Source organism: Pseudomonas subflava (assembly GCF_023823685.1).
Taxonomy (GTDB): Bacteria; Pseudomonadota; Gammaproteobacteria; order Pseudomonadales; family Pseudomonadaceae; genus Aquipseudomonas; species Aquipseudomonas subflava.
In genome coordinates, this window is record NZ_JAMXBF010000001.1 from 205,988 (window position 1) to 226,517 (window position 20,530).

Here is a 20,530-nt window from a genome sequence, read left to right on the forward strand (position 1 = left end):
GATTCAAGGAGGCTCCATGTCCCGTCAACACGAACTCTTCCAAGGTCTGCGCGACATGCTGCCGATGCTGCTCGGCGCCATGCCGTTCGGCATCATCTACGGCAGCCTGGCCGGCGCCGCCGGCCTCACCCCCTGGCAGACCCTCGGCATGTCGGTGCTGGTGTTCGCCGGCTCGGCGCAGTTCATCGCCATCAGCCTGCTCGGCGGCGGCGCCACCCTGGCCGTGGTGTGGCTGACCACGCTGGTGGTCAATCTGCGCCACGCCCTGTACAGCGCCACCCTGCAGCCCTTCGTGCGCCACCTGCCCAAGCGCTGGCGCGTGCCGCTGGCGTTCTGGCTCACCGACGAGGCCTTCGCCGTGGTCCAGCACCGCTATGCCGAGACGGACGCCTCGCCGCACAAGCACTGGTACTTTCTCGGGGCCGGGCTGGCCATGTATGGCAACTGGCTGGCCTGCACGCTGATCGGCCTGGTGTTCGGCCAGGCAGTGCCGAACATCGGTGAATGGGGGCTGGACTTCGCCATGCTCGCCACCTTCATTGGCATCGTCGTGCCCATGCTGCGCAACCGCCCGCAGGTGGCGGCGGCGCTGGTCGCGGCCGGCGTGGCGGTGGCCTGCCATGATCTGCCTTACAAGCTCGGCCTGATGGCCGCGGCCTTCGCCGGCATCGTCGTCGGCGTGGTGCTGGAACGTCGCTACCGCCTGCTGCAGGACGAGGTGTTCTGATGGAAAACTGGATCCTGATCCTCGGCATGCTGGCGATCACCTTCGCCACCCGCTACAGCCTGTTCGCCTTCCCCGACCTGCGCTTTCCGCCGCTGGTGCGCCAGGGCCTGCACTACGTGCCCACCGCGGTGCTCACCGCCATCGTGGTGCCCGGCATGCTGCTGCCGGACGGCAAGACCTGGGCCCTGAGCCCGGACAACGCCTACCTGCTGGCGGGGCTGATCACCATCGCGATTGCCGCGGTCACCCGCCACCTGCTGGCGACCATTGGCGGCGGGATGCTGGCGTTCTTCCTGCTGCGCTTGTGGCTGGGGCAGATGCCGATCTAGCCGGTAGCCGGACTTCAGTTCGGAGCACCTCGGCCAGCCCCGGACTGAAGTCCGGGCTACGGCGCTATGGCAGTGAGTCTGGACAGTGCCTGTCTGCTGGCGGGCTGATCGCCATCGCGATTGCCGCGGTCACCCGCCACCTGCTGGCGACCATTGGCGGCGGGATGCTGGTGTTCTTCCTGCTGCGCTGGTGGCTGGGGCAGATGCCGATCTAGCCGGTGCCCGGACTTCAGTCCGGGGCACCTCGGCCAGCCCCGGACTGAAGTCGGGCTACGGATCTGCGTAAAGCAGCCCGCTGGCGCGGCGCATCGCGAAAGCCACACGCGGGTGTGGCTTTGCCGAGGGCAGATGCGGTCCAATATCGGACGGCCCGCTCGGCCTCTCACAGGTACAAGGACGATGACCCCGAATTCGCAATTCGCCCTGCTCGGCACCCGGCGCTTCCTGCCGTTCTTCATCACCCAGCTGCTCGGCGCGTTCAACGACAACATTTTCAAGCAGTCGCTGATCCTCGCCATCCTGTTCAAGCTCAGCGTCAGCGCCGAGCGCGATCTGCTGGTCAACCTCTGCGCGCTGCTGTTCATCCTGCCGTTCTTTCTGTTCTCCGCCCTCGGCGGCCAGTTCGGCGAGAAATTCGCCAAGGACGCGCTGATCCGCATGATCAAGCTGGCCGAGATCGTGATCATGGCGGTCGGCGCGGTCGGCTTCCTGTTCGACAACCTCTACCTGATGCTTGCCGCGCTGTTCGCCATGGGCACCCACTCGGCGCTGTTCGGCCCGGTGAAATACTCGATCCTGCCGGCGGCGCTGCGCGAGCAGGAACTGGTGGGCGGCAACGCGCTGGTGGAGATGGGCACCTTCCTCGCCATTCTGGCCGGCACCATCGGTGCAGGGCTGCTGATGTCCGGCGAGGGCTACCGCATGGCGGTGGGCGTCGCCATCGTCGCGACTGCGGTGGCGGGCTACGTCTCCAGCCGCAGCATTCCGCGCTTCGCCGCGGCGCTGCCGCAGCTGGAGCTGGACTGGAACATCTTCCGCCAGTCCTGGCAGATCATGCGCCTGGGCCTCGGTCAGCGCCCGGCGGTGTCGCGCTCGCTGATCGGCAGCTCGTGGTTCTGGTTCCTCGGTGCGATCTACCTGACGCAGATCCCGACCTTCGCCAAGGACCTGCTGCACGGCGACGAGAGCGTGGTAACGCTGATCCTCACCGTGTTCTCGGTGGGCATCGCGCTGGGCTCGATGCTCTGCGAGCGCATGAGCGGACACAAGGTGGAGATTGGCCTGGTGCCGTTCGGCTCCTTCGGCCTGTCGCTGTTCGGCATCCTGCTGTGGGCCACGTCCAGCAGCTTTCCGCAGGCGGCTGCTACGCATGACTGGCTGGGCCTGCTGGGCATGGGCGAGGCGTGGTGGGTGCTCGGCTCGATCCTCGGCCTGGGCGTGTTCGGCGGCTTCTATATCGTGCCGCTGTACGCGCTGATCCAGTCGCGTACCGAGGAGCACGAGCGGGCGCGGGTGATTGCCGCCAACAACATCCTCAACGCGCTGTTCATGGTCGCAGCGGCGCTGGTATCGATCCTTTTCCTCAGCGTCGCCGAGCTGAGCATCCCGCAGCTGTTCCTGGCCATCTCGCTGATGAACATCGCGGTGAACCTGTACATCTTCAAGATCGTCCCCGAGTTCACCATGCGCTTCCTCATCTGGATGCTCAGCCATTCGATGTATCGGGTGCAGCACCAGAACCTGCAGGTGATCCCGGAGGAGGGCGCGGCGGTGCTGGTGTGCAACCACGTGTCCTTCGTCGACGCGTTGCTGATCGGTGGCGCGGTGCGCCGGCCGGTGCGTTTCGTCATGTACTACAAGATCTACAACCTGCCGGTGCTGAACTTCATCTTCCGCACCGCCGGTACCGTGCCGATTGCCGGGCGCAGCGAGGACCCGGAAGTGTTCGAGCGCGCCTTCGCCCGCATCGCCCAGTACCTGGCCGAGGGCGAGGTGGTATGCATCTTTCCCGAGGGCAAGCTGACCACCAGTGGCGACATCGACGAGTTCAAAGCCGGGGTCGAGCGCATCCTCGAAGCCAATCCGGTGCCGGTGATCCCCATGGCGCTGCAGGGGCTGTGGGGCAGCTTCTTCAGCCGTGCACCGCACAAGGGCCTGTTCAAGCGCCTCTGGTCGCGGGTCAATCTGGTCGCCGGCCAGCCGCTGCCGGCGGATACCGGGCGCCTGGTGCTGCAGGAGCAGGTAAGCCTGCTGCGTGGCGATCAGCGCTAGATCGCTGCAACAAATAAGCCCGCCGATTGGCGGGCTTTTTCATGGCGCACATCCCTGTGCGTCACCCTTCGGGCAGCTTCGCTGTGAAAAACGGCTGTCCTGCCGTTTTTTCATGGGCGCAGGTTCAGTGGCTGAGCTTGAGGCCGACCAGCCCGGCGACGATCAGGCCGACGCTGAGCAGGCGCACCAGGGCCATGGATTCGCCGAACAGGAAGATCCCGGCGATCACCGTGCCGACCGCGCCGACGCCGGTCCAGATCGCATAGGCGGTGCCCAGCGGCAGCTCCTTCATGGCCAGGCCGAGCAGGCCGATGCTGACGATCATGGCGCCGACGGTGAGCAGGGTGGGGATGGGGCGGGTGAAACCGTCGGTGTACTTGAGGCCGACGGCCCAGCAGACCTCGAACAGGCCGGCGAACAACAGAATGATCCAGGACATGGGATGGCTCCTTACTACTGATGAACGGGCCGTCCCGGGAGATCACTCGGATGGAGCGGCGAGGTCGTCCTCGCGTTGTTCGCTATTCTGCACAGAGGGTTGCACAGGGCAAGTCCGAAAGGACGAACGGGCCCCGTGCAGGTGTTGCGGAAGTTGTCCGGAAGCTAGATGCCTTTCGGTATCTCTTCGCCGCCAAAGGCCTCGAACAGCGCCGGCAGAAAGTCGGTGAAGGTCAGCATCATCAGGGTGAAGCTGGCGTCCAGCTGGCCGAGGGCCTCGTCGCCGCCGTCCTGAGCGGCCTGGTCCTGCAGCAGGTCTTCGAAGCGCAGGCGCTTGACGGTCAGCTTGTCGTCCAGCACGAACGACAGCTTGTCCTGCCAGGCCAGGGACAGCTGGGTGACCAGCTTGCCCGAGGACAGGTGCAGCTGGATTTCCTCGCTGGTCAGGTCCTGGCGCTTGCAACGCACCACGCCGCCGTCCTCGCTGGTGTCGCGCAGCTCGCATTCGTCCAGTACGAAGAAGTCCTGCGCGGCAGCCTGAGTCTTGACCCAGTCGGTGAGGGTGGCGGTCGGCGCCATCTTCACGGTCAGCGGGCGTACCGGCAGCGAGCCGATGGCCTCGCGCAGGGTGGACAGCAGGTCTTCGGCCTTCTTCGCGCTGGCGCTGTCGACCAGGATCAGGCCGAGCTTGGGCGCGATGGCGGCGAAGGTGCTGGAGCGGCGGATAAAGGCGCGCGGCAGGAAGCTCATGACGATCTCGTCCTTGAGCTGGTCGCGCTCCTTCTTGTAGACCTTGCGCATCTGCTGCGCCTCGATCTCGTCGACCTTGTCCTTCAGCGCGTCACGCACCACGCTGCCGGGGAGGATGCGTTCCTCCTTGCGCGCGGCGATCAGCAGGAAGTCGCCGCTGACATGCACCAGCGGGGCATCGCCGCCCTTGCCGAACGGCGCCATGAAACCGTAGGTGGTCAGCTCCTGGCTGGCGCAGGGGCGCGCGGCCTTGGCGGCCAGTGCCGCTTCCAGGGCTTCGGCGTCGAAGGGCACATCCTGGGTCAGGCGATAAACGAGCAGGTTGCGGAACCACATGGGAATGAACACTCCTTGAACACGAAGCGTGCATTATTCTCCGCCGGGGCCGATTGGCCAACCCGCAGCTAAGCCTTTGGAACTGCTCGAAAATTTTTTTCAAAAAAGGCTTGCCAATGTGAAAGTGCATCCCTAGAATGCGCCCCACTTCGAGAGTGAAGGGTGATTAGCTCAGCCGGGAGAGCATCTGCCTTACAAGCAGAGGGTCGGCGGTTCGATCCCGTCATCACCCACCATCTCGCTCAAGAGGTTACGCGCAGCGGTAGTTCAGTCGGTTAGAATACCGGCCTGTCACGCCGGGGGTCGCGGGTTCGAGTCCCGTCCGCTGCGCCATACATAAAGCCTTGGTTAGACTGAAGACCGAGGCTTGAAGAAAACGACCGAGAGGTCGTTTTTTTTGCCCGCGTTTTTCCCGCCGCGTTCCCCGCCCGGCTGAACTTATCCGCATTTCGCCGTTCCTACAGTGCCGTAGCCAGTGCTCGCCGCAGGCTGCTAAGCTCGCGCTCTCTTTTGCCCTCGTGGCCTCTACAAGGAACAAGCATGAAACAACATCGTCTTGCGGCGGCGGTTGCCCTGGTCGGCCTGGTACTGGCCGGTTGCGATGCGCAGACCAGCGAAGTGGAACTCAAGACGCCGGCGCAGAAGGCTTCCTATGGCATCGGCCTGAACATGGGCAAGAGCCTGTCCCAGGAAGGCCTGGCCGATCTGGATTCCAAGGCCGTGGCCATGGGCATCGAAGACGCCATCGGCAAGAAGGAGCAGAAGCTGAAGGACGAAGAGCTGGCCGAGGCCTTCGCCTTCCTGCAGAAGCGCGCGGAAGAGCGCATGGCCAAGCTCAACGAGGAATCGGCTCAGGCCGGCAAGAAATTCCTCGAGGAGAACGGCAAGAAGGATGGCGTGGTCACTACCGCCTCCGGCCTGCAGTACGAAGTGATCAAGAAGGCCGACGGCGCGCAGCCGAAGGCCACCGACGTGGTGACCGTTCACTACGAAGGCAAGCTGACCGACGGCACTGTGTTCGACAGTTCCATCGAGCGTGGCAGCCCCATCGATCTGCCAGTCAGCGGCGTGATCCCGGGTTGGGTCGAAGGCCTGCAACTGATGCACGTGGGCGAGAAATACAAGCTGTACATCCCCAGCGAGCTGGCTTACGGCGCCCAGAGCCCGAGCCCAGCGATCCCGGCCAACTCGGTACTGGTGTTCGAGCTCGAGCTGCTCGGCATCAAGGACCCGGCCGCCGCACCCGCACAGTAACACCTGCCGTCATGCAAAACGCCCCGCCAGCCGGGGCGTTTTCATTTGCAGAACCGGCAGGCGACCCGTCGGTCTGAACATGAGGGATGACGGAGGCGGTGTTACGGTTATGCACATTGTTTCCGGTTACTCCCAGTGTGCGCGGTGTTACACCTTTCCTGAGCAGTGCTCAATAGATAACTGGCTGATTTATATGGTTTTTTATCCTTGAGCAAAAAGTGCCCGATCTGTAGCGAGGCCGCGTGGTACGGGCGTTTGATCGAGTCATCAAACAACTGTTCACAGGGTTATCCACAATATTGGTGGATAACCGGTTGCAGCCCAGCAGGCATGGGCCTCGTGGAGTTCGAGTCATGAATTTTCCCTGGAACTACACCCGTTACCTTCGTCTGGCGCAGCGCGTTCTGGCTCGCGGACGACTGCCTTCGTTGCTGATGGCTGTCGCCCGTAAGGGGGAGGGAGGCGACCGTTTTGCCCGCCTGCGCGGCGATCTGCGTCTGCTGCAGGGGCTGTGCGCCGCCTGGTGGCGCGGCGAGTATCGGGCGATCAGTAGTCAGGCGCTGGTCTCGGTCGTCGCGGCGCTGGTGTACTTCCTGATGCCGCTGGACATGGTGCCGGACTGGCTGCTCGGCGTTGGCCTGCTCGACGATCTTGCGGTACTGGCCTGGGTGCTGCGGACCTGGGACGGCGAGCTCGCAGCCTATCGCGCGTGGCGCGAGGCGCAGGCGCCCGAGGTGCTGCAGCGCGTGGAGGCGTTGCCGCCGGCGGATCGGAGCGCCGACTGAATTCGCCCTCGCGCAGGCGCATATGTGCCGATCGCAGTTCTCCTGAGCTCCATCATCCTCTGCTGCGCTGCCGACTCTTGTCTGACAGGGCACGATAGGTCACGCTCTGGCGCTGACCGGATTGTTAAGATGAGCACCTGCAAGGAAGTGCCGAGCGTGTCGGCACTGCTCTACGGAGAGCTGTAATGAGTGTTCAAGTGATCATGCGCGATGGCGAGGCCGAGTACGCGGTGTTGCCTTGGGCGGACTACCAGGCCTTGCTCGAAGCTGCCGGCCGGGCGCCAGCCGCAGCTGTACCGCAGGCCCCGCAAACCCGTTCCGGGCTCGGCCAGCTGGCCAGCCTGCGTGAAGCCAAGGGCCTGTCCCAGGCCGATCTGGCGCGCACCGTGGGCATCAGCCCGCATTATCTGAACCTGATCGAGACCGGCGAGCGCGAGCCCGACGGCGCCATCCTGCGTTCGCTGGCGCGGGTGCTGGAGGTGGGCGAGTGGGAGCAGCCGTCGTGAGCGTGCGCATCCACCGCCAGCACTGGCAGGCGCTGCTCGGCGAGCTGGAGGATGCCCGCCGCCAGCGGCACCTGCTGACCTACCGTGCGCTGGTCGAGCGACTGCAGTTGCCGAGCCCGGCGATGCAGACGCTGACCGCGGCGCTGGAGCACCTGGCCGCATTGGACGCACGCGCCGAGCGCCCGCTGCGCAGCGCGCTGGTGATCAGCCAGGGCGCGAGCCGGTTGCCGCGCACAGGATTTTTCGAGTGCGTGACGCGGCTCGGGCGCTTTTCCGGCCCCTCGGACGGCATCGCTGCCGCCTCCTGGCACGCGGCCGAGGTCGCCCGGGTCTTCGAGTTCAGCTACCCCGAGGAGCCCTGATGCTCTGGCGACTGCGCGCCCGAGCCACTTACTGGCTGGCACGGCGCATGTTCCACTGGCCCTGGCTGATGAAGCAGCCGCGCGCCTGGGCCTGGATGCAGGGACAGTTCGCACGCATGGCCGCCCTGGGCCATGTGCCGGCGCAGAGTTTCTACGGACACATCCTGCTGTTCCGCGGCCAGGGCTTCGGCGCCCGCGAGGAGGGGCTGCGCCTGTTGCGCCTGGCCGCCCAGGGTGGCGACGGCAAGGCTGCCTATCAGGTCGGCGTGCAGTGCCTGGCCGGCGACAGCCGCCAGGCGCCGGACGCTGGCGAGGCGGCGCGCTGGTGGCAGATGGCGGCCGCGGCCGGCCACCCGCTGGCGGCACAGCGCGTGAGCCAGCTGTACCGCGACGGCGGCCCCGGCCTGGCAGCGGATGAGGCCGCGGCCGAGCGCTTCGCTCGTCTCGCCGAGCAGCTGGGCTTCAGGCGGAAAGGCTGAGCGTGTCGAGGATGTGCAGACTGTAGCCCGGCACCGCCTTGGCGTGGCGCTTAGCCTCCGAGGCCAGGCCGGCCAGCTGCGCGGCATCCAGCTGCGCGCAGTTCTGCGGATGCAGACGTACCACGCCGATCGACAGTGACAGCAGCGGAAACTGTTCGCGGCGACCCTGGCGGTTGTGGCTGATGAAACAGCCGGCCTGCAGGTGTTCCTCGCGGTAGAAGCGCCGGCACTGGGCCTGGAAATCCTCAAGCAATTGATTGAGTCTTTCGCGCCAGTTGTCGGGACCCAGCACCAACAGGAAGTCGTCGCCGCCGATATGGCCGACGAAGTCGCGGCTGGGGTCGACCCGCTCGTTCAGGCATTGCGCCAGGCAGAGCAGAACCTCGTCGCCGCGGGCGTAGCCGTAGAGATCGTTGAACGGCTTGAAGCTGTCGATATCCACGTAGCACACCATCGCCTCGCGGCCTTGCTGCAGCAGGCGGCCGAGGCACTGCTGGATCGGCACGTTGCCCGGCAGCAGGGTCAGCGGGTTGGCGTGGCGGGCCTGCTGGATCTTCAGCTCGGTGATCAGCTTGAGCACGTCGATGACCCGGCCGAGGCCGCGATAGCGGCCCTGGCGGGTGATGATGAAGTCTTCCTCCATGCGTTGCCGCGCGCGGCTGGTGAGCAGGCGGCTGACCTGCTGCAGGGAATGGCCGACATCCACGGCGAGAAAGTCGGTGATCATCAGGCGACTGATCGGCTTGCGCGCGAACAGGTCGGTGGCGAACGGCTTGAGCAGCGCATCGGACAGCGAATGGCGATGCACGATACCGACCGGCTGCTCCTCGCCATCCAGGACCGCCAGCGAATTGAGGTTGGCCTGGGCGCGGAAGGCTTCCAGCACCACGGCGATGGGCGTGTCGCTGGAGACGGCCTGCTGTTCGTTGAGCAGGGCGGAGAGGTCGCCGCCTTCCTCGCCGAGCGGCGCACTGGGGGCGTCCAGCCGAGGCAGCAGTTTCGCCGCATCGCGTGGCGGCTGTTCCTGGGGGCGGCAAAGCAGGTAACCCTGTACCAGGTCGACGCCCATTTCAATCAGGGTCGACAGTTCTTCGGCGAGCTCGATGCCCTCGGCGATCACCTGGGCGCGGGAGGCCTTGGCCATCTTCAGAATCGAATCGACGAACTCGCGCTTGACCGCGTCCTGGTGGATGCCGTCGATGAAGTGGCGGTCGATCTTCACATAGTCCGGGCGCAGCTCGGACCACAAACGCAGGCTGGAATAGCCGGCGCCGAGGTCGTCCAGGGCGATGGAGAAGCCCATGGCGCGGTAGTGGTGCAGGGCGGTGTCGAGCAGCTCGAAGTCTTCGATGGGCGCCTGCTCGGTGAGTTCGATCACCACCCGATCGGGACTGATGCCGAACTCCTGCAGCAGGCGCAGGGTGCGCCCCGGCTGGTGGCTGGCCTCCAGCAGCGACTCGGGCGAGACGTTGAGGAACAGCTTGCCGTCGAGCTGCTGGTCGCGGAAGCGGCCGAACGCGCACTTGCGCGCGGCGAGTTCGAGTTCACTCAGGCGGCCGGCATTGCGCGCCACGCTGAACAGGGCGATGGGGGCGTGTAGCGAACTATTGGAAGGCCCGCGGGTGAGCGCCTCGTAACCGAGCACGCGACGCTCGGAGAGGCTGATGATGGGCTGGAACAGACTGTGCAAATCGCCGTGAGCGAGGATGGAGTCCAGTGCGCTCAACTGCTCGGTGGCGGTCATGGGGTGTCTCGTGTGCCAAAAGAAAAGGGCCGGTATCGCTACCGGCCCTATTTCACGACAGAACGATGACGCTTTGATTACGGCTTAATGCTTGGCCACCGTGGCTTCGAGGCCGAGGTAGTCGAGCAGGATGTGGCCGCTCTCGGTGAGATAGGCGTCGTCCTCGGGCTTGGTCTTCTCGGGCTCGACCGGCGGCGCATCTTCGTCCTCTTCCTTGATTTCCTTGAGCAGTTCCTCGCCCTTGGCCTTGCGCTTGGCGTTCTCCAGCGCCAGCTGCTTGGCCTCGATCTCGGCGTGCTGCGCGCGGCGTGCCTGCTCGTTGAGGCTGACGCTGGTCTCGGCCATCAGCTTCTGTGCCAGGGCCAGGCGCTCGCGGGTGAAGACGAAGTCCGGATGGTTCGCGGTGCGCGACTCGTGGCGCGACTTCAGCTCGGCGAGGAAGGGCTTGTAGGGGTTGCTGTCCGGTTTCAGCGCCGGGTTGATGCTGTCCCACGGCATGGCCTCGGGCAGGGCGCTTTCACCGATCTCCTGGGTGTCGACGATGTCCGGGTAGGCGATGTCCGGCAGCACGCCCTGGTGCTGGGTGCTCTGCCCCGAGACGCGGTAGAACTTGGCCAGGGTCAGTTTCAGCTCGCCGTGGTTGAGCGGCTGGATGGTCTGCACCGTGCCCTTGCCGAAGGTCTGGCCGCCGAGGATCAGCGCGCGGTGATAGTCCTGCATGGCGCCGGCGAAGATTTCCGAGGCGGAGGCGGACAGGCGATCGACCAGCACGGCCAGCGGGCCGTCGTAGAACACGCCGGGCTCCTCGTCGGCCAGCACGTCGACGCGGCCGTCGCTGTTGCGCACCAGCACGGTCGGGCCCTGGTCGATGAACAGGCCGGTCAGCTCGGTGGCCTCCTGCAGGGAGCCGCCACCGTTGTCGCGCAGGTCGATGACCACGCCGTCGACCTTCTCCTGCTTCAGCTCACCGAGCAGACGCTTCACGTCGCGGGTGGTGCTCTTGTAGTTCGGGTCCTGGGCGCGGTAGGCCTTGAAGTCGAGGTAGAAGGCCGGGACCTTGATCACCCCGAGCTTGTAGTCGCGGCCGTCGTGCTGCAGCTTCAGCACCGACTTCTGTGCGGCCTGTTCTTCCAGCTTCACCGCCTCGCGGACGATGGTGACCATCTTGCTGGTCTGGTCGCTCGGCGCGTTGCTGGCGGGGATCACTTCCAGGCGGACCTTGGAGCCCTTCGGTCCGCGGATCAGCTTGACCACCTCGTCCAGGCGCCAGCCGACCACGTCGACCATGTCCTTGTCGCCCTGGGCAACGCCGACGATCTTGTCGGCGGGGGCGATCTGCTTGCTCTTCTCGGCCGGGCCGGCCGGCACCAGGCGCACCACTTTGACGTATTCGTTGTCGCTCTGCAGGACGGCGCCGATGCCTTCCAGCGACAGACTCATGTTGATGTCGAAGTTCTCCGCGTTGTCCGGGGAGAGGTAGTTGGTGTGCGGGTCGTAGGTCTGCGAGAAGGCGTTGATGTAGGCCTGGAACACGTCCTCGCCGCGGGTCTGCTCCAGACGGGTGCGCTGGTTCTTGTAGCGCTTCTGCAGCAGCTCCTGGATGTCCTTGGTTTCCTTGCCGGCGATCTTCAGGCGCAGCACCTCGTCCTTCAAGCGCTTGCGCCAGAGGTCGTCGAGCTCCGCACGGTTCTTCGGCCAGGACGCCTTCTCGCGATCGATCAGCAGGCTCTCGTCGCGGCTGAAGTCGAGCTTGTCGACGCCGGCCTTGAGCAGCTCGTCGACATGGTCGAGGCGCTCTTCGGCGCGCTGCAGGTAGGTGCGGTAGATGATGAAGCCAGGCTCCAGTTCGCCGCTCTTGAGCAGGTCGTCGAACTTGTTCTTCCAGCGGTCGAACTGGGCGATGTCGGCGGCGGTGAAATAGCTGCGCGCCGGGTCGAGCATTTTCAGGTAGCCCTCGTAGACCTTCGCCGAGCGGGCGTCGTCCAGCGGTGGCTTGTTGTAGTGGTGGCGCTTGAGCAGCTCCACCACGTTGAGACTGGCGATCACCTGATCGCGGTCCGGCTGCAGGTAGGCCCAGTTTTCCGCGGCGGCCTTGGCGGCGGCGGGCAGGGCGTGCAGGCCGAGGCACAGGGCCAGGGCGGTAGCGGGGAGAAAACGCTGCATGTAGGTTCGACGCGAGGGCAAGTGATAACGCATATTAGGCCGTCTGGTAGAGCGCCGGGTTCCGTTTGATTCCGGCGGCAAAAGGCGAAAGCCCCGCAACAGACGTGGGGCGCGCGGGGCTCACTCACTATGGAGGCAGCATGAAGGCATTGCAAGGCGTCGAAGGGCAGTTGGAGTGGGGCGAGAGGCCTGTTCCTGCCTGCGATGTGGGCCAGGTCCGCATTCGCGTGGCGGCAGCCGGTCTGAACCGCGCCGACCTGCTGCAGCGCGCCGGGCACTATCCGCCGCCGCCGGGTGCCAGCGACATTCTCGGCCTGGAATGTTCCGGTGTGGTGGTGGAGGCCGGTGCCGGTAGTCACTGGCAGGTGGGCGAGCGGGTCTGCGCACTGCTGGCCGGCGGCGGCATGGCCGAAGAGGTGGTGATCGACGCCCGCCACGCGCTGCCGGTGCCGGAGGGCTTGTCGCTGGCCGAGGCGGCGGCGCTGCCGGAGGTGTATGCCACCGCCTGGCTCAATCTATTCCAGCTGGCCGCGCTCAAGCCTGGCGAAAAGGTGCTGCTGCACGCTGGCGCCAGTGGCGTGGGCTCGGCGGCGATCCAGCTGTGCCGGGCCTTCGGCAATCCGTGCTGGGTCAGTGTCGGCTCGGCCGAGCGGCTGGCCTACTGCGAGGACCTCGGCGCCCAGGGCGGCGCGCTGCGCGGCGAGGGCCTGGAGAGCCTGCATGACCTCGGCCCGTTCGACGTGATCCTCGATCCGGTGGGCGCCAGCTACGCGGAGCTCAACCTGCAGCTGCTGGCCCGCGACGGGCGCTGGGTGAATATCGGCCTGATGGGTGGCAGCAAGGCGCAGCTGGACATGGCGCTGCTGCTAGGCAAGCGCATTCAGCTGACCGGCTCGACTCTGCGCAACCGCGACGACCAGTTCAAGGCCGAGCTACTGGCCGACCTGCAGCGCAACGTCTGGCCGCTGTTCGCCGAGGGGCGGTTGAAGCCGCAGCTGGAGCGTACCTATACGGCCAGGGATGCGGATGCGGCCTTCGCCGAGCTGGCCAGCAACCACGTGGCCGGCAAACTGGTGCTGCTGATCGACGAGACCCTGAACTGATCGGTGATCCGTAGGGTGCGCCGTGCGCACCAAATGTCTCCGTGGTGCGCACCGCGCACCCTCCGGTCCGGCGAAGCGAGAGCGCGCTACTTCCAGTCGAGGATTTCCCAGCCGGCCTGCTCGGCATGGGCGCGCAGGGTTGGATCGGGATTGACCGCGTGCGGATGCGGTACCCGCTGCAGCAGCGGCAGGTCGTTGCGCGAATCCGAATAGAAGTGCGCACCCTCGAGCGTCTCGCCCTCGGCGGCCAGCCAGGCCTCGAGGCGGGTGACCTTGCCCTCGCGGTAGGTCAGCACGCCGGAGGTCTTGCCGCTGTAGCAGCCATGCTGGAATTCGCAGTCGATGGCCAGCACCTCGTCCACGCCCAGCCGCTCGGCGATGGCGCTGACCAGGAAGTGCGCCGAGGCGGAGATCAGCAGCAGGCGGTCGCCGGCGGCGCGGTGGGCGGCCAGGCAGCGCATGGCGTCGCCGAAGATGATCGGTTCGATCACGTCTTCCACATAGGGCCCGACGACGAACTCGACTTCTTCCGGCGTGCGCCCCACCAACGGCGCCAGGGTGAAGGTCATGTAGTCCTCCATCGCCAGTTCGCCGCGAGAGTAGAGGGTCATGAGCTCCTGTTCGCGGGGTACGAAGGAGTCGCGGTCGACCCACTGCAGGTCGGCCATGCGCTGGGCCCACAGCGAGGCGCAATCGCCGTGGATCAGGGTCTCGTCGAGGTCGAAGATCGCCAGGGCCATCACGCCACCTCCCGGATCGCGTCGGCATCGATGGACAGGCCGATGCACTGGCCCTTGCCGATCAGGTCGCGCTCGGAGCGGTTGAGCACGTCCACCAGCAGCTCCACGCCGTTGGCCTGCACCCGGTAGCGGATGACGTTGCCGAGCAGGCTGTGACCGAGCACCTCGGCGGCAATGGCGCCGCTGTCGTGCAGCTGGATCGCCTCGGGGCGAATGGCGATGCGACTGTTGACCGGGCGCAGCAAAAGCCGGCTGGCGGTGTCGGCGTCGAGCAGGTTGTAGTTGCCGATGAAACCTGCGGCGAAGGCATCCACAGGCGCGGTATAGAGGGATTCGGCGTCGCCGCTCTGGACGATCTTGCCGGTGTTCATCAGGAAGATGCGGTCGCTCATGGTCAGCGCCTCCTCCTGGTCGTGGGTGACGAAGACGGTGGTCAGGCCCAGCTCCTGCTGAATGGCGCGGATCTGCTCGCGCAGGTGCTTGCGGATGCGTGCGTCCAGCGCCGACAGCGGCTCGTCGAGCAGCAGCAGGCGCGGGCGGGTGACCAGCGAGCGGGCCAGGGCCACACGCTGGCACTGGCCGCCGGAGAGCTGGTGCGGGTAGCGCCCGGCGAAGTCCTGCAGCTCCACCAGGCGCAGCACCTCGTCGACGCGCTGGGCGCTCTCGTCCTTGCCGACCTTCTGCATGCGCAGGCCAAAGGCGACGTTCTGCGCCACGGTCATGTTGGGGAACAGCGCGTAGCTCTGGAACACCATGCCGATGCCGCGTTTCTGCGGCGCCAGCGGCACCAGGTCCTGACCGTCGAGGAGGATCTGCCCGCCGTCTACCTCGGTGAGGCCGGCGATGCAGCGCAGCAGGGTGGACTTGCCGCAGCCGGAAGGGCCGAGCAGGGTGACGAACTCGCCTCGCTCGATCTCGCAGTGGATGTCGCTGAAGATCGACGTGTCGCCGTAGCTTTTGTGCAGGCTGCGGATGCTCAGGTAACTCATGAAGGTGTCCTTGTAGGCTTCGACTCGCTGCGCTCGCGCGCAGCCTACGGTTTGTCCTTGTTCAGGCGGGTGGCCGCCCAGGTGAAGACCAGTACGAAGAAGAAGTAGGAAATGACCAGTGCGCTGTTGAAGTGGCCGCTGCTGTTGCGCATGTTGTTCAGGTACACCTGCAGGGTCTCGTAGCGCGTGCCGACCAGCAGGTTGGCGAACACGAACTCGCCGAACAGGAAGCTGAAGGAGAGGAACAGCGAGACCATCAGGCCGTTGCGCAGGTTGGGCAGCACCACCAGGAAGGCGGCCTTCCAGGTGCTGGCGCCGAGCAGGTGGGCGGCGTCCATCAGGTCGCGCAGGTTGATCGCCTGCAGGTTGTTGGTGATGGCGCGGTACATGAACGGCAGGGCCACGGTGAAGTAGCAGCCGATCAGGATCCACGGCGTGCCGACCATCGCCAGCGGCCCGGAGCCGTAGACCTGCAGCAGGCCCACCGAGGACACCACCGGCGGCACGGCGAAGGGCAGCAGGATGAGGATGTTCATCAGCCCGTCGAGCCTGGGGAAGTGGTAGTGCACCACGAACAGCAGCGGCAGGATCAGCAGGACCGCCAGCAGCAGCGCGCCGAAGCACACCAGCAGCGACTGGCCGAAGGCGGCGAGGAAGCGGCTGTCGCTCCACAGCGCCAGGTACCACTTGATGGTCAGGCCGTCCGGCAGGATGGTCGCGGACCAACTGGTGGACAGCGAGTAGAGCAGGGTGGCCGCCAGCGGCAGCAGCAGGATCAGGAACAGCAGCCAGACCACCACGCGGTGGTAGAGGGCGGCGGGCTTGGCATCAGCGCGCATGGCGATGGCTCCTGCGCAGCAGCCACTGGTGCACCACGGTGATCAGCGCCATCAGGCCGACCAGCACCATGGCCAGGGCGCTGGCCAGGTTGGGGTCGAGGCTGATGTCGCCAGCCACCAGGCCGGCGATGCGGATCGGCATCACGTTGAAGTTGCCGGTGGTCAGGTAATAGACGGTGGCGTAGGCGCCGAGGGCGTTGGCCAGCAGGATGACGAAGGTGCCGAGCAGCGCCGGGGTCAGCACCGGCAGCCCGATGTGCCGCCAGAAGTCCCAGGTGTTGGCGCCGAGCAGCTGGGCCGACTCGCGCCAGTCTTGACGCAGGGCGTCGAAGGCCGGGTAGAGCAGCAGCACGCCCAGGGGAATCTGGAAATAGGTGTAGAGCACGATCAGGCCGGTCTTGGAGTAGAGGTTGAAGTCCTCGATCAGCCCGGCCTGCTTGAGCATCAGGGTCAGCGCGCCGTTGAAGCCGAGCAGGATGATGAAGGCGAAGGCCAGCGGCACGCCGGCGAAGTTGCTGGTCATGTTGGAGAAGGCCATGACGAAGTCGCGCAGCTTCGAGTCCACCTGGCGCAGCGAGTAGCTGCCGAGGATGGCGATGACGATGCCGAACAGGCTCGACCAGAAGGCAATCTGCAGGCTGTGCTTGATCGACTGCAGGTAGAACTTGGAGGAGAAGATCTTGGCGAAGTTGGCCAGGCTCCAGCTGTCGCCGACGATCAGGCTGTTGATGGCGACCCACAGCAGCGGGGCGATCTGGAAGGCGAAGAAGAACACGGCGAAGGGCACCAGGCACAGGAGTGCCGGCCACTTGCGGAGTGCGGCTCTCACGTGAGCAGTTCCTTGCACAGGGGTTTGTCGTGGGCGGCGCCGAGCAGGGTACAGACGGTGCCGCACAGCTCTGTCTGCCGCGGGCGGGCGTTGGGGTCGAGACTGAACGCACCACCCAGCACCAGCAGCGGCACCTCGCGTTCCTCGGCCAGCAGCCCGTTGTGCGAGCGGTCGTTGTTCATGCCGTGGTCGGCGGTCACCAGCACCTGGTAGCCGGCATCGAGCCAGCCTTGCAGGTAGTCGGCGAGGATCACGTCGGCGCGGCGCGCGGCGTTGCGGTACTGCGGCGAATCCAGGCCGTAGCGGTGGCCGGCGTCGTCGATGTTCATCGGATGCACCAGCAGGAAGTCCGGCGCGTATTTCAGACGCAGGCTCTCGGCGTCGGCGAACAGGTGCGAGTCCGGGTAGTGGTCGGCGTAATAGAAGTGGCCATGCTGGATCGGCAGGGCCGCGTCACTGGTGTGGCGGTCGCGGGCGGCGACGAAGGGCGCGTGGTTGTACAGCTCGCTCATCCAGTGGTAGGCCGCGGCGGCGGTGGAGAGGCCGGCGTCACGGGCGTAGTGGAAGATGCTGCGCTCCTTCGACAGGCGCACCACGTCGTTGTGCACCACGCCGCTGTCGATCGGCGGCACCCCGGTAAGGATGCATTCGTAGAGCGGGCGCGACAGCGCCGGCAGCTCGCATTCGAGCTTGTACAGCGCGGCGCGGCCGGCGGCGCAGTAGGCCTGCAGATGGCCCAGGGCATGCCGGGCGACCTCGTAGTTGAGGCCGTCGAGCAGCACCAGGATGACTTTGTGTTTCATCGCGATAGTCCTCAGCGAAAACGGGGTGTTGTGCTCCCCTCGCCCACGTGTGGGAGAGGGGCCGGGGGAGAGGGCCAGCCTTGCCACCCTCTCCCCAGCCCTCTCCCGTAAACGGGAGAGGGAGTAAAAGCACAGCGCCGTATCGCATCACTGCATTTCGATGATCACGTTTTCCTGCCACAGCTGCGGCAGGGCCTTCGAGGTGGCTTCCCAGGCGGTGGCGTCCTTGATCGGCTGGACCTTGGCGTACTGCTCGTTGGGCAGCAGCTTGGCCTTGACCTCGGCCGGCAGGGTCAGGTGCTCGGCGCGGATCGGCCGGGCGTTGCCCTTGGCCAGGTTGATCTGGCCGGCGTCGGAGAGGATGTACTCACGGGTCAGCTTGGCGGCGTTGGGGTGCTTGGCGTACTTGTTGATGATGGTGGTGTAGCCGGAGATCACCGAACCGTCGGACGGGATCAGCACCTCGAAGCGGTTCGGGTCGATCTGGTCGCGGTAGGACAGACCGTTGAAGTCCCACACCACGCCGACTTCCACTTCGCCCTTCTCCAGGGTCTGGATGGTTGGGTTGGACAGCGACAGGCGGCCCTGCTTGGCGATCTCGGCGAAGAAGTCCAGGCCCGGCTGGATGTTGGTCTCGTTACCGCCATTGGCGATGGCGGCGGCCAGCACGCCGTTGACTGCCTGGGCGGCGGCGCTGACGTCACCGATGGCGACCTTGTACTCGCCCTGCTTCAGGTCGGCCCAGGACTTGGGCGTTTCCTTGACCAGCTGCTTGTTGACGATGAAGGCGATGGAGCCGGTGTAGGCCAGCATCCAGTGGCCGTCCTGATCCTTGGCCCAGGCCGGGATCTGCTCCCAGGTGCTTGGCTTGTAGGGCTGGGTCACGCCCTTCTGCACGGCGATGGGGCCGAAGGCGGCGCCGACGTCGCCGATGTCGGCGGTGGCGTTGTCCTTCTCGGCATCGAACTTGGCGATCTCCTGGGCGGAGCTCATGTCGGTGTCCATGTGTTTGAGGCCGTACAGCTTGTTCAGGTCGGCCCAGGTGTCCTTCCAGTTGGCCCAGCTGTCGGGCATGCCGACGCTGTTGACTTCGCCCTCGGCGCGGGCGGCTTGTTCCAGTGCTTTCAAGTCCTCGTTGGCCATGGCGTGGTTGCCCAGAACGATGGCCGATCCCAGCAGTGAAGCCAGCAGCAGGCGTTTCATGTGGAGCTCCTTGTCAGGGTGAAAGTGTGGTCTAGATCAGCAAGACCCAGGCCAAATCTAGAGGCTTTCTATGACGCTTTTATGGCGCTGCCAGCGCAGCCGGGCAGCGTTGGAGAGCGTAGACCATGGCTAAGTGGCTGATTTTTCTGGCGAGGCGCAAAGGCAGGTGGCATGCGGTGTGCAGGCCATCGGCGAGCACGGCGGGCTGTCATCCGACAGTCATCTAGGCTGCCTAGCATGGCCGGCGCCTGCACTCGAATGGTGCTGGTCTATGCCAGATTGGAGAAATGCATGCGCGAAGAAGCGCCCCGCACCGTTACCGCCATCTGCCGCGCCTTGCTGGAGCAGATCGACCATGGCCTGCTGCCCCGCGGCGGCAAGTTGCCTGCCGAGCGTCGCCTGAGCGAGCTGTTCGAGACTACACGCATCACCCTGCGCGAGGCCTTGGGGCAGCTCGAGGCCGAGGGGCTGATCTACCGCGAGGAGCGCCGCGGCTGGTTCGTCTCACCGCGCCGCCTGGCTTACAACCCGCTGGTGCGCAGTCACTTCCACGCCATGGTGCGCGAGCAGGGCAGGGTGCCGTCGACCGAGGTGCTCAGCGCGCGTCTGATGCCGGCGCCGGTGGACATCTGCGGTCGCCTCGAGCTGCCGGCGCTGTCGGCGGTGCTGCAGATCCGTCGGGCGCGGCGCATCGACGGCCGCCTGGTGCTCTACGTCGAGCACTATCTCAATCCGGTCTATTTTCCCGGCATCCTCGACTGCGACCTGACCGCATCGCTGACCGAGCTGTATGCCAGTCGCTACGACATCCGCTACGGCCGGGTGGGTTTCGACATTCTGCCGACCGCCCTGCCGACCGATGCCGCGCTCAGCCTCAAGGCGGCGCCGGGCAGCCCGGCGCTGTGCATCACCCGGGTCAATCGCGACCAGTACGGACGGATCATCGATTGCGACATGGAGTACTGGCGCCACGACGCCGTGCGGGTCAGCGTCGAGGTGCCGGACTGAGCTAGGCGGCGACCGCCCCCTCGGCGTCGGCGTGGAACTCCAGCGTCTCGCCGTCCAGCGGTACACGCAGCCGCTCGCTCAGCTGGCCGCTCGCTGCCGCCTCCAGCAGGCCGGCGCGGGTCACCGGGCAGTGGTCGAGCGCTTCCAGATGGTTGGCCACGACCACGCCGCGGCTCAGGCGCAACGCCGCAAGGATGTCAGCCTGGCCCATGATGATCGGGCCGCCGATATCGAATTCGGCGCCGCCGGCCGGCAGCACGCTGATCTCCGGCTGCAGTTCCTGCAGGCATTTGCGTACCTCGTCGGTCAGCAGGGTATCGCCGGCCAGGTACAGGCTGGGCTCGCCGGGAATGCGCATGAAGTAGCCGTAGCCGTGGGCCATCAGCCGGCCGACGAAACCCTCGCCGTGCAGGCAGGGAATGGCGCGCACGCTGCCGCCGAAGAAGGTGCCGCCCTCGTCGGGCGCCAGCACCTGCACATTCAGTCGCAGGCGGCGCAGATAGTCGGCGTCTTCGTCCATGCACAGCACCGGCGTGCCGCGTTCGCGCAGCCAGCGCACGGCGGCGCGGTCGAGGTGGTCGAAGTGGCCCTTCTGGCAATGGGTGATCAGGCAATGGGTCACCCGCTCCAGGTGTTCGGCGGCAGCGTCCGGCAACTCGACCAGCGGGTTGCGCCGGCGCGAGCGGGTGACGAACTTGAGCGACGGCAACTGGCCGCGCTGGGCCAGCATGGGGTCGACCAGCAGGTGGATCTCGCCGAACTGGACGATGAGGGTGGCGTTGCGCAACTGGGTGATCTTCATGGCGGCCTCCGATTCAGGTGCGGCCATTGTGAAAATTCCTCGGCCGGGCGAGCATGGCGTGAATTGCCAT

General features: G+C 66.0%; 21 protein-coding genes and 2 tRNA genes. 12 read left to right on the forward strand and 11 right to left on the reverse strand.

All coding sequences use genetic code 11. The features are described from left to right. Positions 1 to 16: 16 nt before the first annotated feature. The 3 genes from NF616_RS01030 (at position 17) to NF616_RS01045 (ending at position 3,327) form a co-directional block, all read left to right on the forward strand. The gene (locus NF616_RS01030) at positions 17 to 727 is read left to right on the forward strand and encodes an AzlC family ABC transporter permease (RefSeq protein WP_252271165.1); all 711 of its coding nucleotides are present in this window, start codon (positions 17 to 19) and stop codon (positions 725 to 727) included. Beyond that, positions 727 to 1,056 carry an AzlD domain-containing protein gene (locus NF616_RS01035; protein WP_252271166.1) on the forward strand — a complete coding sequence of 110 codons (330 nt, stop codon included), beginning with the start codon at positions 727 to 729 and terminating at the stop codon, positions 1,054 to 1,056. Before NF616_RS01030 ends, NF616_RS01035 begins: the two co-directional genes overlap by 1 nt. Positions 1,057 to 1,455: 399 nt before the next feature. Beyond that, the gene (locus NF616_RS01045) at positions 1,456 to 3,327 is read left to right on the forward strand and encodes an MFS transporter (protein ID WP_252271167.1); all 1,872 of its coding nucleotides are present in this window, start codon (positions 1,456 to 1,458) and stop codon (positions 3,325 to 3,327) included. Between the two features lie 124 nt (positions 3,328 to 3,451). Here the strand turns inward: NF616_RS01045 and sugE are convergent, their stop codons facing one another. Further along, positions 3,452 to 3,766 carry a quaternary ammonium compound efflux SMR transporter SugE gene (gene sugE, locus NF616_RS01050; RefSeq protein ID WP_043309964.1) on the reverse strand — a complete coding sequence of 105 codons (315 nt, stop codon included), beginning with the start codon at positions 3,764 to 3,766 and terminating at the stop codon, positions 3,452 to 3,454. 164 nt (positions 3,767 to 3,930) lie between these two features. Continuing rightward, positions 3,931 to 4,851, reverse strand: coding sequence for a recombination-associated protein RdgC (gene rdgC / locus NF616_RS01055; protein WP_252271168.1), 921 nt, complete (start codon positions 4,849 to 4,851; stop codon positions 3,931 to 3,933). A gap of 160 nt (positions 4,852 to 5,011) precedes the next feature. Here rdgC and NF616_RS01060 point away from each other — a divergent pair. From NF616_RS01060 to NF616_RS01090, 7 genes are all read left to right on the forward strand, one after another. Further along, a tRNA-Val gene (locus NF616_RS01060) sits at positions 5,012 to 5,087 on the forward strand. Positions 5,088 to 5,107: 20 nt separating this feature from the next. Further along, positions 5,108 to 5,184, forward strand: a tRNA-Asp gene (locus tag NF616_RS01065). Positions 5,185 to 5,391: 207 nt separating this feature from the next. Next, entirely contained in the window at positions 5,392 to 6,105 is a 714-nt protein-coding gene (bamJ, locus tag NF616_RS01070) for a BamJ family beta-barrel-assembly machinery protein (RefSeq protein WP_252271169.1), read from the forward strand. A gap of 353 nt (positions 6,106 to 6,458) precedes the next feature. After that, positions 6,459 to 6,890 (forward strand): YkvA family protein, encoded by a 432-nt coding sequence (locus NF616_RS01075; protein WP_252271170.1) that lies wholly within the window; start codon positions 6,459 to 6,461, stop codon positions 6,888 to 6,890. Between the two features lie 185 nt (positions 6,891 to 7,075). After that, the gene (locus NF616_RS01080; RefSeq protein ID WP_252271171.1) at positions 7,076 to 7,396 is read left to right on the forward strand and encodes a helix-turn-helix transcriptional regulator; all 321 of its coding nucleotides are present in this window, start codon (positions 7,076 to 7,078) and stop codon (positions 7,394 to 7,396) included. Further along, positions 7,393 to 7,758, forward strand: coding sequence for a hypothetical protein (locus NF616_RS01085; RefSeq protein ID WP_252271172.1), 366 nt, complete (start codon positions 7,393 to 7,395; stop codon positions 7,756 to 7,758). The genes NF616_RS01080 and NF616_RS01085 overlap by 4 nt, the downstream gene beginning before the upstream one ends. Continuing rightward, on the forward strand, positions 7,758 to 8,237 hold the full coding sequence (locus tag NF616_RS01090) for an SEL1-like repeat protein (protein ID WP_252271173.1): 480 nt from the start codon (positions 7,758 to 7,760) through the stop codon (positions 8,235 to 8,237). Before NF616_RS01085 ends, NF616_RS01090 begins: the two co-directional genes overlap by 1 nt. Here the strand turns inward: NF616_RS01090 and NF616_RS01095 are convergent. After that, positions 8,221 to 9,981 carry a bifunctional diguanylate cyclase/phosphodiesterase gene (locus NF616_RS01095; RefSeq protein ID WP_252271174.1) on the reverse strand — a complete coding sequence of 587 codons (1,761 nt, stop codon included), beginning with the start codon at positions 9,979 to 9,981 and terminating at the stop codon, positions 8,221 to 8,223. The two genes, NF616_RS01090 and NF616_RS01095, sit on opposite strands and share 17 nt — an antisense overlap. A gap of 84 nt (positions 9,982 to 10,065) precedes the next feature. Beyond that, the gene (locus tag NF616_RS01100; RefSeq protein ID WP_252271175.1) at positions 10,066 to 12,144 is read right to left on the reverse strand and encodes a carboxy terminal-processing peptidase; all 2,079 of its coding nucleotides are present in this window, start codon (positions 12,142 to 12,144) and stop codon (positions 10,066 to 10,068) included. A 140-nt stretch (positions 12,145 to 12,284) separates the two neighbouring features. Here NF616_RS01100 and NF616_RS01105 point away from each other — a divergent pair, with 140 nt between their 5' ends. Then, the gene (locus tag NF616_RS01105; protein WP_252271176.1) at positions 12,285 to 13,247 is read left to right on the forward strand and encodes an NAD(P)H-quinone oxidoreductase; all 963 of its coding nucleotides are present in this window, start codon (positions 12,285 to 12,287) and stop codon (positions 13,245 to 13,247) included. 86 nt (positions 13,248 to 13,333) lie between these two features. Here the strand turns inward: NF616_RS01105 and NF616_RS01110 are convergent, their stop codons facing one another. From NF616_RS01110 to NF616_RS01135, 6 genes are all read right to left on the reverse strand, one after another. Beyond that, a complete protein-coding gene (locus NF616_RS01110) occupies positions 13,334 to 13,987 on the reverse strand; it encodes an HAD family hydrolase (RefSeq protein ID WP_252271177.1) in 654 nt (217 codons plus the stop codon). Continuing rightward, entirely contained in the window at positions 13,987 to 14,976 is a 990-nt protein-coding gene (locus tag NF616_RS01115) for an ABC transporter ATP-binding protein (RefSeq protein ID WP_252271178.1), read from the reverse strand. The genes NF616_RS01110 and NF616_RS01115 overlap by 1 nt, the downstream gene beginning before the upstream one ends. A gap of 44 nt (positions 14,977 to 15,020) precedes the next feature. Continuing rightward, positions 15,021 to 15,815, reverse strand: coding sequence for an ABC transporter permease (locus NF616_RS01120; RefSeq protein ID WP_252271179.1), 795 nt, complete (start codon positions 15,813 to 15,815; stop codon positions 15,021 to 15,023). Beyond that, positions 15,805 to 16,644 carry an ABC transporter permease gene (locus NF616_RS01125; protein WP_252271180.1) on the reverse strand — a complete coding sequence of 280 codons (840 nt, stop codon included), beginning with the start codon at positions 16,642 to 16,644 and terminating at the stop codon, positions 15,805 to 15,807. The genes NF616_RS01120 and NF616_RS01125 overlap by 11 nt, the downstream gene beginning before the upstream one ends. After that, positions 16,641 to 17,447 (reverse strand): alkaline phosphatase family protein, encoded by an 807-nt coding sequence (locus NF616_RS01130; RefSeq protein WP_252271181.1) that lies wholly within the window; start codon positions 17,445 to 17,447, stop codon positions 16,641 to 16,643. Before NF616_RS01130 ends, NF616_RS01125 begins: the two co-directional genes overlap by 4 nt. 147 nt (positions 17,448 to 17,594) lie before the next feature. Next, entirely contained in the window at positions 17,595 to 18,650 is a 1,056-nt protein-coding gene (locus NF616_RS01135) for an ABC transporter substrate-binding protein (RefSeq protein ID WP_252271183.1), read from the reverse strand. A 291-nt stretch (positions 18,651 to 18,941) separates the two neighbouring features. On the opposite strand from NF616_RS01135, the gene NF616_RS01140 reads away from it, so the two are divergent. Then, a complete protein-coding gene (locus NF616_RS01140) occupies positions 18,942 to 19,658 on the forward strand; it encodes a UTRA domain-containing protein (RefSeq protein ID WP_252271184.1) in 717 nt (238 codons plus the stop codon). 1 nt (position 19,659) lies between these two features. Here NF616_RS01140 and NF616_RS01145 read toward each other — a convergent pair whose 3' ends face one another. After that, on the reverse strand, positions 19,660 to 20,487 hold the full coding sequence (locus tag NF616_RS01145) for an MBL fold metallo-hydrolase (RefSeq protein ID WP_252271185.1): 828 nt from the start codon (positions 20,485 to 20,487) through the stop codon (positions 19,660 to 19,662). Positions 20,488 to 20,530 lie beyond the last annotated feature (43 nt).

Coding starts and splice junctions, on each gene's coding strand:
- NF616_RS01030 (WP_252271165.1), top strand. CDS start 17: ATGTCCCGTCAACACGAACTCTTCCAAGGTCTGCGCGACATGCTGCCG.
- NF616_RS01035 (WP_252271166.1), top strand. CDS start 727: ATGGAAAACTGGATCCTGATCCTCGGCATGCTGGCGATCACCTTCGCC.
- NF616_RS01045 (WP_252271167.1), top strand. CDS start 1,456: ATGACCCCGAATTCGCAATTCGCCCTGCTCGGCACCCGGCGCTTCCTG.
- sugE (WP_043309964.1), bottom strand. CDS start 3,766: ATGTCCTGGATCATTCTGTTGTTCGCCGGCCTGTTCGAGGTCTGCTGG.
- rdgC (WP_252271168.1), bottom strand. CDS start 4,851: ATGTGGTTCCGCAACCTGCTCGTTTATCGCCTGACCCAGGATGTGCCC.
- bamJ (WP_252271169.1), top strand. CDS start 5,392: ATGAAACAACATCGTCTTGCGGCGGCGGTTGCCCTGGTCGGCCTGGTA.
- NF616_RS01075 (WP_252271170.1), top strand. CDS start 6,459: ATGAATTTTCCCTGGAACTACACCCGTTACCTTCGTCTGGCGCAGCGC.
- NF616_RS01080 (WP_252271171.1), top strand. CDS start 7,076: ATGAGTGTTCAAGTGATCATGCGCGATGGCGAGGCCGAGTACGCGGTG.
- NF616_RS01090 (WP_252271173.1), top strand. CDS start 7,758: ATGCTCTGGCGACTGCGCGCCCGAGCCACTTACTGGCTGGCACGGCGC.
- NF616_RS01095 (WP_252271174.1), bottom strand. CDS start 9,981: ATGACCGCCACCGAGCAGTTGAGCGCACTGGACTCCATCCTCGCTCAC.
- NF616_RS01100 (WP_252271175.1), bottom strand. CDS start 12,144: ATGCAGCGTTTTCTCCCCGCTACCGCCCTGGCCCTGTGCCTCGGCCTG.
- NF616_RS01105 (WP_252271176.1), top strand. CDS start 12,285: ATGAAGGCATTGCAAGGCGTCGAAGGGCAGTTGGAGTGGGGCGAGAGG.
- NF616_RS01110 (WP_252271177.1), bottom strand. CDS start 13,987: ATGGCCCTGGCGATCTTCGACCTCGACGAGACCCTGATCCACGGCGAT.
- NF616_RS01115 (WP_252271178.1), bottom strand. CDS start 14,976: ATGAGTTACCTGAGCATCCGCAGCCTGCACAAAAGCTACGGCGACACG.
- NF616_RS01120 (WP_252271179.1), bottom strand. CDS start 15,815: ATGCGCGCTGATGCCAAGCCCGCCGCCCTCTACCACCGCGTGGTGGTC.
- NF616_RS01130 (WP_252271181.1), bottom strand. CDS start 17,447: ATGAAACACAAAGTCATCCTGGTGCTGCTCGACGGCCTCAACTACGAG.
- NF616_RS01135 (WP_252271183.1), bottom strand. CDS start 18,650: ATGAAACGCCTGCTGCTGGCTTCACTGCTGGGATCGGCCATCGTTCTG.
- NF616_RS01140 (WP_252271184.1), top strand. CDS start 18,942: ATGCGCGAAGAAGCGCCCCGCACCGTTACCGCCATCTGCCGCGCCTTG.
- NF616_RS01145 (WP_252271185.1), bottom strand. CDS start 20,487: ATGGCCGCACCTGAATCGGAGGCCGCCATGAAGATCACCCAGTTGCGC.